The sequence below is a fragment of the Variovorax fucosicus genome (assembly GCF_030316825.1).
Lineage (GTDB): Bacteria > Pseudomonadota > Gammaproteobacteria > Burkholderiales > Burkholderiaceae_C > Variovorax > Variovorax fucosicus.
This window is the reverse complement of record NZ_JASZYU010000005.1, coordinates 269,460-283,145: the sequence shown is the minus strand read 5'-3', so window position 1 is coordinate 283,145 and position 13,686 is coordinate 269,460. Positions and strand designations below refer to the sequence as shown.

15 protein-coding genes are annotated in these 13,686 nt (G+C 68.1%); 2 read left to right on the top strand and 13 right to left on the bottom strand.

What is annotated here, in order from left to right:
• Nucleotides 1-19 precede the first annotated feature (19 nt).
• Genes QTI05_RS26405 through QTI05_RS26375 form a run of 7 tightly spaced genes read right to left on the bottom strand, consistent with a single transcriptional unit; the run spans nucleotide 20 to nucleotide 5,624 of the window.
• Entirely contained in the window at nucleotides 20-304 is a 285-nt protein-coding gene (locus tag QTI05_RS26405) for an MSMEG_0570 family nitrogen starvation response protein (RefSeq protein WP_286539407.1), read from the bottom strand.
• Between the two features lie 23 nt (nucleotides 305-327).
• Nucleotides 328-1,524, bottom strand: coding sequence for an MSMEG_0565 family glycosyltransferase (locus QTI05_RS26400; protein WP_286621404.1), 1,197 nt, complete (start codon nucleotides 1,522-1,524; stop codon nucleotides 328-330).
• Entirely contained in the window at nucleotides 1,517-2,503 is a 987-nt protein-coding gene (locus QTI05_RS26395) for a sll0787 family AIR synthase-like protein (RefSeq protein WP_286539409.1), read from the bottom strand. The genes QTI05_RS26400 and QTI05_RS26395 overlap by 8 nt, the downstream gene beginning before the upstream one ends.
• Nucleotides 2,500-3,057: an MSMEG_0567/Sll0786 family nitrogen starvation N-acetyltransferase gene (locus QTI05_RS26390; protein ID WP_286539411.1), complete on the bottom strand. Its 558-nt coding sequence runs from the start codon at nucleotides 3,055-3,057 to the stop codon at nucleotides 2,500-2,502. The genes QTI05_RS26395 and QTI05_RS26390 overlap by 4 nt, the downstream gene beginning before the upstream one ends.
• Before the next feature lie 3 nt (nucleotides 3,058-3,060).
• On the bottom strand, nucleotides 3,061-4,131 hold the full coding sequence (locus QTI05_RS26385) for an MSMEG_0568 family radical SAM protein (RefSeq protein ID WP_286541391.1): 1,071 nt from the start codon (nucleotides 4,129-4,131) through the stop codon (nucleotides 3,061-3,063).
• Nucleotides 4,094-5,140 (bottom strand): Nit6803 family nitrilase, encoded by a 1,047-nt coding sequence (locus QTI05_RS26380; protein ID WP_286539412.1) that lies wholly within the window; start codon nucleotides 5,138-5,140, stop codon nucleotides 4,094-4,096. The genes QTI05_RS26385 and QTI05_RS26380 overlap by 38 nt, the downstream gene beginning before the upstream one ends.
• A gap of 1 nt (nucleotide 5,141) precedes the next feature.
• Nucleotides 5,142-5,624: an MSMEG_0572/Sll0783 family nitrogen starvation response protein gene (locus tag QTI05_RS26375; protein ID WP_286539414.1), complete on the bottom strand. Its 483-nt coding sequence runs from the start codon at nucleotides 5,622-5,624 to the stop codon at nucleotides 5,142-5,144.
• A gap of 314 nt (nucleotides 5,625-5,938) precedes the next feature.
• Here QTI05_RS26375 and QTI05_RS26370 point away from each other — a divergent pair, with 314 nt between their 5' ends.
• Nucleotides 5,939-7,360: an aminotransferase-like domain-containing protein gene (locus QTI05_RS26370; RefSeq protein WP_286539417.1), complete on the top strand. Its 1,422-nt coding sequence runs from the start codon at nucleotides 5,939-5,941 to the stop codon at nucleotides 7,358-7,360.
• A gap of 261 nt (nucleotides 7,361-7,621) precedes the next feature.
• Here QTI05_RS26370 and QTI05_RS26365 read toward each other — a convergent pair whose 3' ends face one another.
• From QTI05_RS26365 to QTI05_RS26340, 6 genes are read right to left on the bottom strand one after another with little or no spacing between them, the layout of a single operon-like run.
• Nucleotides 7,622-8,368: a lysophospholipid acyltransferase family protein gene (locus QTI05_RS26365; RefSeq protein WP_286621400.1), complete on the bottom strand. Its 747-nt coding sequence runs from the start codon at nucleotides 8,366-8,368 to the stop codon at nucleotides 7,622-7,624.
• A gap of 6 nt (nucleotides 8,369-8,374) precedes the next feature.
• On the bottom strand, nucleotides 8,375-9,649 hold the full coding sequence (locus QTI05_RS26360) for a dihydroorotase (protein ID WP_286621399.1): 1,275 nt from the start codon (nucleotides 9,647-9,649) through the stop codon (nucleotides 8,375-8,377).
• Complete coding sequence (locus tag QTI05_RS26355; RefSeq protein ID WP_286621394.1) at nucleotides 9,646-10,608, bottom strand: aspartate carbamoyltransferase catalytic subunit; 963 nt, start codon at nucleotides 10,606-10,608, stop codon at nucleotides 9,646-9,648. The genes QTI05_RS26360 and QTI05_RS26355 overlap by 4 nt, the downstream gene beginning before the upstream one ends.
• On the bottom strand, nucleotides 10,608-11,105 hold the full coding sequence (gene pyrR / locus QTI05_RS26350; RefSeq protein ID WP_286539423.1) for a bifunctional pyr operon transcriptional regulator/uracil phosphoribosyltransferase PyrR: 498 nt from the start codon (nucleotides 11,103-11,105) through the stop codon (nucleotides 10,608-10,610). Before pyrR ends, QTI05_RS26355 begins: the two co-directional genes overlap by 1 nt.
• A complete protein-coding gene (ruvX, locus tag QTI05_RS26345) occupies nucleotides 11,102-11,533 on the bottom strand; it encodes a Holliday junction resolvase RuvX (protein ID WP_286539424.1) in 432 nt (143 codons plus the stop codon). The genes pyrR and ruvX overlap by 4 nt, the downstream gene beginning before the upstream one ends.
• A 31-nt stretch (nucleotides 11,534-11,564) precedes the next feature.
• Nucleotides 11,565-12,164, bottom strand: a complete 600-nt coding sequence (locus tag QTI05_RS26340) for a YqgE/AlgH family protein (RefSeq protein WP_286539425.1) — start codon at nucleotides 12,162-12,164, stop codon at nucleotides 11,565-11,567.
• On the opposite strand from QTI05_RS26340, the gene QTI05_RS26335 reads away from it, so the two are divergent.
• Nucleotides 12,163-13,662, top strand: a complete 1,500-nt coding sequence (locus QTI05_RS26335; RefSeq protein WP_286621392.1) for a cryptochrome/photolyase family protein — start codon at nucleotides 12,163-12,165, stop codon at nucleotides 13,660-13,662. The genes QTI05_RS26340 and QTI05_RS26335 overlap by 2 nt on opposite strands.
• Nucleotides 13,663-13,686: the final 24 nt, after the last annotated feature.

The following is a 13,686-nucleotide window of genomic DNA, read 5'->3' as shown; positions in this document are numbered from 1 at the left end:
TCGGGAACAAGGGTGTGGATCAGTCGAACGCTGTCACGGTGACCTGCGCATCGGCCTGGCCGCCGAAGCGGCTGGCGATGTGCTCGATCTCCGCGAGCTGGCCGAGCGCCTGCGCGCAGGCGAAGCCGTACTTCGCGCGCACGCGTTCGGAAGCGATGCCGAGTGCGTCGCGCGTACGCTGGAGGAAATCGGGCAGCGGGTAGCTGGCACCGGGCGTGAGGTAGTCCGCCACCACCAGCGACGGCGAATAGCAGCGCGTTTCGCTCTGGTCGGGCCAGCGGACGTGGAAATGCATGACGGGCATGGCGACGGTCTCTGGTTGGTGGTTCAGCAGGCGGCAGTAGCCTGCCTTGGAAGCGTCGAGGCCAGGCCCTGGCGGTAGAGCAGCGCATGGCGCTCAGCGCTCGCGGCCCAGCTGAAGCGCCGGGCCAGGCGCGCAGCCGAACGCGCGACGGCCGCCGAATCGACGTGCAGCAGTGCGCGTTCGAGCGCTTCGGCGATGGAAGCGGCGTGCTGCGGGTCGGCCCATTCGCAATCGCCGTCTTCCAGGTACTCGGTGAACGGCGCAATGCGCGACACCACCACCGGCACGCCGCTCGCCAGCGCCTCCAGCACGACAAGTCCGAAGCCTTCGTTGAGCGAGGGCATCGCGACCACATCGGCGAGCCGGTAGAGGCCGGGCATGTCGGTATCGGCCAACGGGCCGGTCAGCAGCAGCGGCTGCTCGGGGCCCACGGCGATGCCGCTGGCCTGTGCGAATGCCTTGAACTCACGCGTGTAGCGCGCATGGTCGAGCAGGCTCGCGCCGCCGGCGATGACGAGCTGCGCATCGGGCCGCCGGCTGCGCAGCAGCACGAACGCCTGCAGCAGCCGTAGCGTGTTCTTGCGCTCCTCCACGCCGCCGACGGCGACGATGACGGGCGCATTGGTGCGCACGCCCAGGCGCTGCGCGAGCGCGGCGTCTTCCGGCTGCATCTGCGGGCTGAAGCGCCGGGTGTCGACGCCGTTTCCCACTTCGGCGGCATCGACGCCGTGCTGGCGCGCCAGGATGTCCTGCCACAGCCGGCTCACGCAGAACACCTGCCGTGCACGCCGGAATCCCCGCGCCTGCCAGAACATCAGTTGCGGCGAGTCGAACACCTCGAGGTGATGCACGGTGCGCACGAAGCCCTCGATGAGGCCGTCGTCCTGCAGGTTGGCCAGCGCGTTGCCGCCGATCGGATCGTGCGTGTGCAGTACGTCGAAACGCGTTTTGTCCAGCAGCGCCGACAGGTGCGCGGTGAAGGCCTCGATGCGCGTGCCCACCATCTCGACCATGTCGTGCGGCGTGCCGCCCACGGGGATCAGGTGCGTGGCGCAGCGCACCGGCCGGAAAAAGCGCTGCCCCGGCGCCGCCGGTGCCATCACCGTCACGTCGTGCCCCGCATCGTGCAGCGCGTGCGCGAGTTCAAGGGTGTGGACGACCCCGCCACGCGGGTTGACCGAGTGGGTGAGCAGGCCGATCTTCAGGGCGCGCTCAGGCATGGGCGGTCGCCTCGCCGATGAAAGCGTCGCGGTTCAGATCCCATAGCAGCGCGTGCTCGCCGCCCCGGCGCAGCACCAAGGTGCGCGAGTCGTCGACCTCGCCCACCGCGGCGCAGGCCAGGCCGCGCGCGATGAAACGCGAGCGCACGGCATCGACCTTGTCCGGACGCACGCTGAGCACGAAGCCGTAGCTCGGGAACGAGGTGAGCCAGCGCAGCAGCGGCACGCCGGCCGGCCGGGGCATGGCGTCGACGTCGATCACCGCGCCGGCCTGCGAGCATTCGAGCAGCATCAACGCGGTGCCGACGGCACCGGCCATGCTGATGTCCTTGGCCGCATCGCAGAGGCCAGCCTCGGCCAACGCGGGCAGCAGTTCCAGATCCGCCCTCAGCCGCGCCGCGGGCGCCGTGGTCGACGCATTCCAGTACGGAAACGGCTCCTGGTAGGCGCCGCGCAGGTCGACCGCCATCACGAGCCGGTCGCCGGGCCTTGCCGCGAAGCTGCTCAGCAGCCTCCGTGCACGGCCGAGGATCGCGACCGCAAGCTGCGGCCGCGCGCTCCTGTTGTTGCTGTGGCCGCCGACGATCGGCACGCCGTACTTCGCAGAGGCTTCGGCCATGCCCTTGAGCATCTCGCCGGCCGGATCCATGCCGGCGCTCCAGAGCGCATTGACCACCGCGGTCGGACGACCGCCCATCGCATAGATGTCGCTCACGTTGACCATCACACTGCTGTAGCCGGCGAACCAGGGCATGCGCTCGATGAAGTCCTCGACCAGGCCTTCGATGGCGAACAGCAGGTAGCCGCCCTGGCCGTCGGGGATGGCCGCACAGTCGTCGCCCACCGGCACCGCCTGCGCCAGCGCATCGATGCCGCCCGGCAGGGCCTGGCCGAGCGCGGAGACGATGTCGCTGATGTCGCGCTTGTGCGCAAAGCCCCGGCTCTCGCGCAAGGCCGACGTGAGTTGCGACAAGGTCACGCCGCGCTCCTGGCTCGCGAGACGAAGCCGCTGACGGCATCGTGGCACGGCGGGTAGCGGCCAAGATCGGCCTGCATTTCGGTGTGCGCCCGGCCGTGGATGGCCAGTTCGCCCAGCGAATGCCACCCGAGCTTGCGGAACAGCGGCACATTCTGCGACTGCACATGCGCCAGGAAGGTCTCGCAGCCTTGCGCATGTGCGCGCGACACCGCGAGCCGAATCAGCGTAGCCCCCAGATGCCCCTGGCTGCGGAACGCCGGGTGCACCGCCAGCCGCGACCCCCACCAGAGGCCCGGTGCCGGCGAATGGATGCGCACCGTGCCGACCACCTGATCCGGCATGCCGCCGATACACGACATCGCCACGAGCAACTGCGCCGTGTCATCGATCGCGTCGCGGTCGTCGCCCGTGAAGATGCCCTGTTCGATGCAGAACACGGCGCGGCGCAACACGTACGCACCGTCGCGCTCCCAGGCCTGCGCTGCCTCGCGCACGAGGAATTCGACGGGCGCGTACTGCACGACCGGCTCGACGGTGTCATCGATGCACGACATGGCTCAGTTCTCGTACACGGAGAGCGAAGAACACGCGCCGCATTTGCCGCAGCCGGCCTTGATGTCGCTCGACTTGAGTTGCGCGGCCGACAGGCTCTGGCCCAGCGGCTGCAGGATCGACTTCATGAACGCGGGCGACGGGGCCGGATGGTCTTCCAGCGGCGTGCCGCTGATCGGCACGAACGGCACCACGAACGGATACACGCCGAGTGCCAGCAACCTGTCGCAGATCTCGAGGATCGCTTCGGGCGTGTCGCCGAGCCCGGCCAGGATGTAGGTGCTGACCTGGCCGCGGCCGAACACGCCGACTGCTGCCTCGAAGGCGCTCATGTAGCGCGAGATCGGCACGCTGGCCTTGCCCGGCATGATGCGCTGGCGCACTTCGGGCGTGACCACTTCGAGGTGCATGCCGAGCGTGTCGATGCCGGCCGCGTGCATGCGGTGGAACCACTGGTCGTCATCGGGCGGCTCGCACTGGCCCTGGATGGGCAGGTCTACCGCGGCCTTGATCGCGAACGCGCTCTCGCACAGGATCTTCGCGCCGCGGTCGGTGGCGTTGGGCGTGCCGGTGGTCAGCACCATGTGCTTGACACCATCGAGCAGCACCGCGGCGCGCGCCACCTCGGCGAGCTGCTCGGGCGTCTTGCGCGCCACGGTGCGGCCGGCCGCGAGCGACTGGCCGATCGCGCAGAACTTGCAGGTCTTCTTGCGGCTCTCGTAGCGGATGCAGGTTTGCAGCACCGTGGTGGCGAGCACGTCGGCGCCGTGCAGCGTCGCGATGTGCGAATACGGCACGCCGTCGAAGGTCTGCATGCTATAGAAGCGCGGCTGCTTCGGAAAGCTGATGCTGGCAATCGGGATCGTGCCGCGCGTGATCGTGCTGACACCCATCGCATCCGGTGCCTGGGCCGTGAACGGCGAGTGCCAGGCGGTCGATGTGTGCACCGGCACCATGATCGTGTGGCCGTCGATGGTCACGGCCTTGTGGTCGGACGGCCCGGCGCCGCCTCGGCGGCTGGCAACCCCCGCGCCGGTGTCAGCGAGCCGCAACCCGAAGGACTGCAACTCGGTCATCAACTGGCGGCTCGACGGGTTGGTGGTCGTGGTCATGGTGGGTGCTCCCGGGGGAAGAGGTGGAAGAACAAAGAGGCGCGGCCGCCGGCATGGCGAAGGTCGTGGCCGCCGGCCGGTCGTTGATGGCCAGGCTCAGCAGCTCGGGCCGCGCGTAGTGGCCGACCGAATCCATCATGCGTTTGCGCTTGGTGATGAGCGCCATGTCGAGGTCGGCGACGACCATGCCCTCGCCTTCGGTGAGCGGCGTGGCCAGGTGCTTGCCTTCGGGCGAGACGATTGCGGTGTGGCAGCCGCCGCGCAGCGCCTTCTGCAGGCCCGCATCGGGCGTGATGGCGGTGATCTGCGCGTCGGTGAGCCAGCCCGTGGCGTTGACCACGAAGCAGCCCGACTCCAGCGCATGGTGGCGGATGGTCACTTCCATCTGCTCCGCGAAGATCGGGCCGACCAGCGAGCCGGGAAACTGCGCGCAGTGGATTTCTTCGTGCTGCGCCATCAGCGCATAGCGCGCGAGCGGGTTGTAGTGCTCCCAGCAGGCCAGCGCGCCGACGCGGCCGACCCGGGTGTCGACCACCTTGAGCCCGGCTGCGTCGCCCTGGCCCCAGATCATCCGCTCGTGGTACGTCGGCGTGATCTTGCGGCGCTTGAGCTGCAGGCTGCCGTCGGCGTCGAACACCAATTGCGTGTTGTAGAGGCTGCCGTGGTCCCGCTCGTTCACGCCGAGCACCACCACCATGCCCTGGGCGCGCGCCCGCTCGGCCACGGCCAGCGTCACCGGCCCCGGCACCACCACCGCGCGCTCCATCAGCCGGATGTGGGCCGGCCCCTGCAGCACGGGCGGCTGCACGAACGAGAAGTACGGGTAGTAGGGCAGGAAGGTCTCGGGGAACACGATGAGTTGCACGCCCCTGGACGCGGCCTGATCGATGGCCTCGCACACCTTGTGCAAGGTGCCGTCCTCGTTCTCCAGGTCGGGCGCGATCTGGACGGCAGCGGCGCGAACGATGGTCATCTCACAGCGTCCAGGTGTCGATGACGACCGCGCCGGCCTTCTTGTGCAGCAGCACGATGTCGAGCACGTCGAGCGGGCTGATCGGCGTGATGCCGGGAATCAGCGAGCCTTCGCCATGACCGTACAACGCCTGCAGCGCGAAGCGGCAGGCATAGACCTTGCCGCCCTCCTCCATGAACTTGACGATCTGCTTGTTGAAGTTCTGGTGGCCGGGAAAGGCTTCGTCGCCGAGCGTCGGAAAGCCGCGCTGCACGCCGAGCGTGACGCCCGGCCCGTAGAGCAGCACCGAGGTCTCGTAGCCCTTGCGCTTGAGGCGCGTGGCCTGCAGCAGGTTGACGAAGCCGATCGAGCCTTCGAAGGCCACGGTATGGAAGGTGACCAGGGCTTTCTCGCCGGGCTCGGCCTTGACGTCCTCGAAGACTTTTTCTTCGTAGTCGACAAGGTGTTCGCCGGCAACGTTCGGGGCTTTGGTGACTTTGGGCATGCGGTACTCCGTGGAATGAAACAGGTGAATGAGGTGTTGCGCGCCCCCACTTTCCGCACGCTCTGTGCCACCGAAAAACCGCATTCATGCGATCAATCTGCGATCAACCAGCAATGGCGCGCAATGCAGCCGCCGAAAATTTTTCGAGGACTGCGAAAGGCGCTGGAATGACGCTTCGACGGCCCCGCATGGCACGCTAATGAGGCGTTTTCGATGCAATCAATGCACCCGATCAATGGCGCGAAGCGCACTCGATCCATGCACAACCGGTCTATGGGTGAGGCACGGTTCCTGCATCGATGAATGACATCGCCATGCAATCAACTCATGCGATCAACTTCATGCCCCACAACCTCACCCAGCCCTGGCGCAAGCGCATCGATTCCAGCGACAAGCCGGCCTACCTGCTGCTGGCCGACCTGATTGCCGACGACATCCGCAGCGGCCGCCTCACCGCGCGCGACAAGCTGCCCACCTTGCGCGACCTGGCGCTGGCGCTCGACCTCAACTACACGACGGTGGCGCGCGGCTACGCCGAGGCACGCAAGCGAGGGCTGATCGATTCGCGCGCCGGCACCGGCACCTTCATCCGCGGCAGCAGCCCGAGCCTGCCGCTGCGCGGCGGCAGCGGCGCCGAGATGACGATGAACCTGCCGCCCGAGCCGCAGGACGCGGCGCTGCTGGAACGCATGCACGACAGCGCGAGCCACATCCTGGCCGACTGCGATCTGTACGACCTGCTGCGCTACCAGGACTTCGGCGGTACAGCGCGCGACCGCGAGGCCGGCATGCAGTGGATTCGCCCGCGCGTACCCGACTGCCGGCTCGACCAGATGCTGGTGTGCCCCGGCATCCACAGCGTGCTGGCCGCGCTGTTTTCGCAGCTGGCACGGCCGGGCGAGCTGATCTGCGTCGAAGCGCTGACCTACCCGGGCGTGAAGGCCATCGCCACGCAACTCGGCATCCAGCTGCACGCACTGCCGCTCGACGGCGAAGGGCCGATGGGCGAATCCTTCGAGCACGCCTGCAAGACGCTCAAGCCGAAGGCGCTGTACGTCAACCCGACGCTGAACAACCCCACCACGGCGACCATCTCGCGCGGGCGCCGCGAAGCGCTGGCCGACATCGCGCTGCGTTATGCCATTCCGATCATCGAGGACGACGCCTACGGCCTGTTGCCGCGCCAGATGCCGCCGACCATCGCGACGCTGGCGCCCGACCTCACCTACTACATCACGGGTTTCTCGAAGACGCTGGGCGCGGGCCTCCGCAGCGCGTATGTGCGCTCGCCGAGCGCGCGGCAGTCGCAGCGGCTGGCCGGCGCCCTGCGTGCCACCACCGTGATGGCTTCGCCGATCACCAATGCAATGGCCACGCTCTGGGTCGAGGACGGCACGGCCGAGGCGATGCTGCAGGCCGTGCGCAACGAGTCGGCAGCGCGCCAGGCGCTCGCCGCGCGGCATCTGGGTGCGCACGGCATCGAGGCGCAGCCCGAGGGCTTCCACCTGTGGCTGCCGCTGTCGTCGGCCTGGAGTACGGTCGAGTTCGCGTCGTACCTGCGCAGCCAGAACGTCGGCGTGGTGGCGAGTGCCGCATTCTCGACCGACGGCATGCCGCCCGAAGCGGTGCGCATCTGCCTGGGCGGGCCGATGTCGCGAGACGAATGCGACCACGCTCTGCGCCTGATCGCCGACACGCTGGCGCACCCGCTGCACCCGCACGCCACGGTGATGTGATGTAGGCACCCGCCGACGCGGGTGGATTGCATTGGCTGGCAGCGGCTGCGCGGGGTCGACCTAAGCTGCACTCACATCAACACACCGGAGACCTTCATGAAAAGCATCATCCTCTGGCTCTGCGGCGTGCCGATCGTCGTGATCATCGGCCTGAAGGTCTTCGGAATTCTCTGAGACAGAGAGCGCCCCAACAGATTCCTCCTCCCGGCGCATCACTGCGTCGTTACACAGCGCCCCTCGGGGCGCTGTTTTTTTGGCGGGTCACGACAGGGTTTCGCGCCGCAGCTGCTGGACATCCTCGTGCAGCGACCGGGCCCAGGCGCGGCGCTCGCGGCCCTGCGCGGACTGGGGTTCGCCAAAACGCACGATGGCCAGCAACGGCGGCGCCCGCAGCGTGCGCCAGAGCGAGGTTGCGAGACTGTCGTCGTCGATGTAGCGCGCCGCGGTGCTGCTCTCACCCGTGGCGGCATCGGCGAAACGCAAGGCCGCCGGCTGTACCGGCGTTCCCGACGAGATCGCGGCCTGCAAAAGGTTGGCGTGAAACGGCAGCAGCCCGTGACCGTCGCTGGTGGTGCCTTCGGGAAAGATCGCCACCAGGTCGCCGTTGCGCAGCGCCTCGGTCATGTGGTGTACCACGCGCACCGCGTCGCGACGCCGTTCGCGCTCGATGTAGAGCGTGCCGGCCCCGGTGGCAAGCGAGCCGATCAGCGGCCAGCGCCTGACTTCGGCCTTGGACACGAAGCGCACGTGTTGTGCCCCATGGATCGCAAGGATGTCGAGCCACGAGATGTGGTTGCACACCAGCAGCATCGGGCCCTGCGCTGCCGGCGTGCCCTGCACGACGAGCCGGATGCCGAGCACTTCGAGCATCTCGCGCGCCCAGCGCCGCACCCTTTCACCGCGCTGCTGCGGCGTCAGCCGGTCGAAGGTGCTGCGGATGATCCACCAGCCCGACAACGCATGCGCGATGGCACGCAACAGCTTCCAGCAGGCTGACAGATTACTCATTGGCGATCAGGCTTCGTGGACTACGCGGCCGCCCACGAGCGTGAAGCGCGCCCGGCCCCGCAGCGCATAGCCGGCGAACGGCGTGCTCTTGCCCTGGCTGCGCAGGGCTTCGGGTTGAACCTGCCATTCGTGATCGGCATCGAACACGCAGAGATCGGCCTTGCCGCCGGCCGCGAGCTGGCCGATGCCGGCCTTGCCGATCAGGCGGGCCGGCGCGCTGGTCACGACCTCGAGCGCACGGCGCAGGCCGGCGCCGCTGCGCTCGCCCCACTGCAGAGCGAGCGGCAGCAGCAGCTCGAGCCCGGTGGCGCCGGCTTCGCTTTCGGCGAACGGCAGCGTCTTGGCATCGGCCTCGACCGGCGTGTGGTCGGACACCAGCGCATCGATGGTGCCGTCGGCCAGCGCGGCCGACAGCGCATCGCGGTCGCGCTGCTGCCGCAGCGGCGGGTTCAGCCGGGCCTTGCTGTCGAAGAATCCGATGTCGACGTCGGTGAGGTGCAGCGAATTGATGCTGACGTCGACCGAGAGCGGCAGGCCGGCCGCCTTGGCCTCGCGCACCAGCTGCACGCCGGCCGCGCTCGAAAGCCGGCACACGTGAACGCGCGCGCCGGTGCTCTTCATGAGTTCGATGATGGTAAACAGCGCGATGGTTTCCGCCGCCACCGGCACACCGGCGAGGCCCAGCCGCGTGGCGAGCGGGCCGCTGGCAGCGACGCCCTTGCCGAGATCGCGATCCTGCGGGCGCAGCCAGACGGTGTGGCCGAAGGTGCTGGCGTAGAGCAAGGCACGCTGCAGCACCTGCGTGTCGGCCAGCGCGACGTCGGCCTGGCTGAAGCCGATGCAGCCGGCCTCGGTGAGCGCTGCCATTTCGGTCAGCACGTCGCCGGCCAGGCCGCGCGTGAGCGCGCCGAGCGGGAACAGGCGCGCGCCCTTCAGTTTTTCGGCGCGGAAGCGCAGCATCTCGATCAGGCCCGGCTCGTCGAGCACCGGATCGGTGTCGGGCGGGCACACCAGGCTGGTCACGCCACCCGCGACCGCCGCGGCCATCTCGCTGTCGAGCATGCCTTCGTGCTCGTAGCCGGGCTCGCGCAGGCGTGCGGCGAGATCGACCAGGCCCGGCGCGACGACGCAGCCGGACGCGTCGATCGTGCGCCCGGCCTTGAAATCACCTGGAATGTCGTCAATGGCCGCGATGGCGCCGTTGGCAATCGCGATCGACGCCTTTTTGTCGAAGCCCGAAGCCGGATCGACGACGCGGCCGTTGGTGATGAGGATGTTCATGCGTCTGTTCCCGCCACGATGCTCATCACGGCCATGCGCACCGCGATCCCGAAAGTGACCTGCGGCAGGATCACGCTCTGCTTGCCGTCGACCACGGCCGAATCGATCTCGACGCCGCGGTTGATCGGGCCCGGATGCATCACGATCGCGTCCGGCTTGGCCAGTTGCAGCTTCTCCTGCGTGAGCCCGTAGGTCTTGAAGAACTCCTGCGACGACGGCAGCAGCGCGCCGCTCATGCGCTCGTTCTGCAGGCGCAGCATGATGACCACGTCGCAGCCCTTGATGCCCTCTTCGAGCGTGTGGCAAACGCGCACGCCCATCTGTGCCATGTCGGCCGGCACCAGCGTCTTGGGGCCCACGACACGGACTTCCGCGCAGCCGAGCGTGGTGAGTGCATGGATGTCGGAGCGCGCCACGCGCGAGTGCAGCACGTCGCCGACGATCGCGACCGTGAGGTTCGCGAAGTCCTTCTTGTAGTGCCTGATCGTGTACATGTCGAGCAGCCCCTGCGTCGGGTGCGCGTGGCGCCCGTCGCCAGCGTTGACCACATGCACGTGGGGAGCGACATGCTGCGCGATCAGGTAGGGTGCGCCCGATTCGCTGTGCCGCACCACGAACAGGTCGGCCGCCATCGCGGAGAGATTGGCGATGGTGTCGAGCAGCGACTCGCCCTTGGTGGCCGAGGAGCGCGCGATGTCGAGGTTGATCACGTCGGCCGAGAGGCGCTTGGCCGCGATCTCGAAGGTGGTGCGCGTGCGCGTCGAGTTCTCGAAGAACAGGTTGAACACGCTCTTGCCGCGCAGCAGCGGCACCTTCTTGACCTCGCGGTCGCTCACGCTGGTGAAGTTGGCCGCGGTGTCGAGGATGTGCGTGACGATGTCTTTCGGCAGGCCTTCGATCGACAGCAGGTGCAGCAGCTCGCCGTTCTTGTTGAGCTGGGGGTTGCGCTTGTAGAGCATCAGGTGTTGTCCTCGACCTGGAGGCTGAAGGCGCCGCTCTCGCTGCGGGCGAGTGCGAGCAGTTGGGTGTCGGGCAGGGTCAGCTGCGTTGCGGCAAAGTCTGCAGCCACCGGCAGCTCGCGCCCGCCGCGGTCGACCAGCACCGCCAGCCGCACGCAGGCCGGCCGGCCGAAATCGAACAGCTCGTTGAGCACCGCGCGGATGGTGCGGCCGGTATACAGCACGTCGTCGAGCAGCAGCACGTCGGCGCCGTTCACGTCGAACGGCAGCGCGGTCTGCGCGCTGGCCGAGAGACCGCGCCGTGCGAAGTCGTCGCGGTGCATGGCCGACGAAATGATGCCGGGCGCACCGGCCAGGCCCAGGTCTTTCTGCAGCCGCTCGACCAGCCAGGCGCCGCCGGAGGTGATGCCGACCAGCCGGGTGTCGGCGCGCATCAGCGTTTTCACGCCGGACAGCAGCGCGGTGTAGAGCGCCTCGGCGTCGGGAATCTTGCTCACGGGAGGTTCCTCAAAAATTGCTCCAGGATGATGCAGGCCGAGGCGGCGTCGGCATCGCGCGCGCCCGAGGCGATCGCCTCGGTGGTGCTGTAGCGCTCGTCGACTTCGTACACCGGCAGCTTGAAGCGGCCGTGCAGCTGGCGAGCGAAACGCTGCGCCTTGTCGGTGTTCTCGTGGCGCGCGCCATCGGGGTGATAGGGCACGCCGACCACCAGCGCATCGGGTTGCCATTCGCGGATGCGGGCTTCGACCTGGGCGAAGCGCGCATCACCCTCGGCCTTGATGGTGGCTTGTGGCGATGCGGTCTTGAGCAGGCGGTTGCCACTGGCGACGCCGGTGCGCTTCTGGCCATAGTCGAAGGCCAGGAAACTCTGGAAGTGGGAAGGAACGGAAACGGCAGCCTTTTCAGGCGTTGCCGGACTGCTCATTGATCCACCCGCTGAGGAGTGCGAGCAACCACTACGCATGCCCCGCATGGGGGGTGAGCTTCCACGCTTCCAGGCCGAGCAGCATGAGCGCGCGGTCGTAGCGCTGCTCGACCGGCGTGTCGAAGATCACCGCCGGGTCGGCGCCCACGGTAAGCCAGCTGTTCTCGGCCAGCTCCGACTCGAGCTGGCCCTGCTCCCAGGCCGAGTAGCCGAGCGAGACCAGCACCTTGCGCGGGCCCGAGCCGGTGGCCAGGGCCTCGAGCACGTCTTTGGAGGTGGTCATTTCAAGGCCGCCCGGAATCGTCATGGTCGATGCGTAGACCAGCTCCTTGCTGTCCGGTGCGTTGGCGACCACCGGCTCGTGCAGCACGAAGCCGCGCTCGGTCTGCACCGGGCCGCCCTGGAACACCGGCGCCTCGCCGAACTCGGGGCGCGACAGATGCAGTTCGACCTTTTCGAACAGCACCTTGAGGTTGATGTCGCTGGGCTTGTTGATCACCAGGCCGAGCGCGCCGCGCTCGCTGTGCTCGCAGAGATAGATCACGCTGCGCGCGAAGGTCTCGTCTTGCAGCCCCGGCATCGCGATCAGGAAGTGATGCGTCAGGTTCATCGGGGCAGAATCGGAGCTCATGCCGCCGATTTTACTTGCCGTCGACAAGATCTATCCCAAGGGGCTGATGTGGTTTCGCCGCGACCTGCGGATCGATGACAACGCGGCGCTCTATCACGCGCTGCGTGCCTGCCGCCAGGTGGTGTGCGTGTTCGTGTTCGACCGCGCGATCCTCGACCCCCTGCCGAGGGTCGACCGGCGCGTGGAGTTCATCCGCGAATCGCTGGTCGAGCTCGACGCCGAGCTGCGCCGGCTCGGCGGCGGGCTGATCGTGCGGCATGCGGTGGCCGAGGAAGAGATCGCACAGCTGGCCCGTTCGCTCGACGTGCAGGCGGTGTTCGCGAACCGCGACGACGAGCCGGCCGCCCTGGCGCGCGATGCCCAGGTGCTGGGCGCGCTGGCCAACGCCGGCGTGGCTTTCCACACCTACAAGGACCAGGCGATCTTCGAGCGCGACGAGTTGCTCACCAAAACCGGCCAGCCCTACACCGTCTTCACGCCCTACAAGCGCGCCTGGCTCGCCACGGTGGACGCGTTCTACCTCAAGCCCTACCCCTCGCGCGGTTATGCCGATGCGCTGGTGGCACCGCCCGACGCGCTGCGCATGCCGGTGCCGACGCTTCAGGACATCGGTTTCGCACCCAGCAACCTGGCCCAGCTCGATATCCCGACGGGAGCGCAGGGCGGCGCAGCACTGTTCGACGACTTCTTCCAGCGCATCGACCGCTACCAGGCCGCGCGCGACTACCCCGCGGTGCGCGGCCCGAGCTACCTGGGTGTGCACCTGCGCTTTGGCACCGTGTCGATCCGGCAGATGGCCGGCGTGGCGCACCAGCTCTCGCTCCAGGCCGACAGCGGCGCCGCGACCTGGCTGGGCGAGCTGATCTGGCGCGATTTCTACTTTCAGGTGCTGGCGCACCACCCGCAGGTGGCAGCGGGCAAGAGCTTCCGGCCCGCGTACGACAAGATCGTCTGGCACCACGGCAAGCATGCCGATGCGCTGTTCGACGCCTGGTGCCAGGGCCGAACCGGCTACCCGCTGGTCGACGCGGCCATGCTGCAGATCCAGCAGAGCGGGTACATGCACAACCGCCTGCGCATGGTGGTGGCCAGCTTTCTCTGCAAGGATCTGGGGCTGGACTGGCGCCGTGGCGAAGCGTACTTTGCCGAACACCTGAACGACTTCGAGCTCTCGTCGAACAACGGCGGCTGGCAATGGGCGAGTTCCAGCGGTTGCGATGCGCAGCCCTACTTCCGCATCTTCAACCCGGTGACGCAGAGCGAGCGCTTCGACCCCGAGGGCAAGTTCATCCGGCGCTATTTGCCGCAACTCGCCGGGCTCTCGAACGCCGAGATCCATGCGCCCTGGACGGCACGCCCGCTCGAGCTGCAGGCGGCCGGCGTCACGCTCGGCGAGAACTATCCCAAGCCGGTGGTCGACCACGCCGAGGCGCGCGAGCGCACCTTGCTGCGCTATGGGGTGGTGCGCAACACGGCAACGGGCGCGCCGCCAAAATAGCAGCTGCCCGCTCCCGCTTCCGGG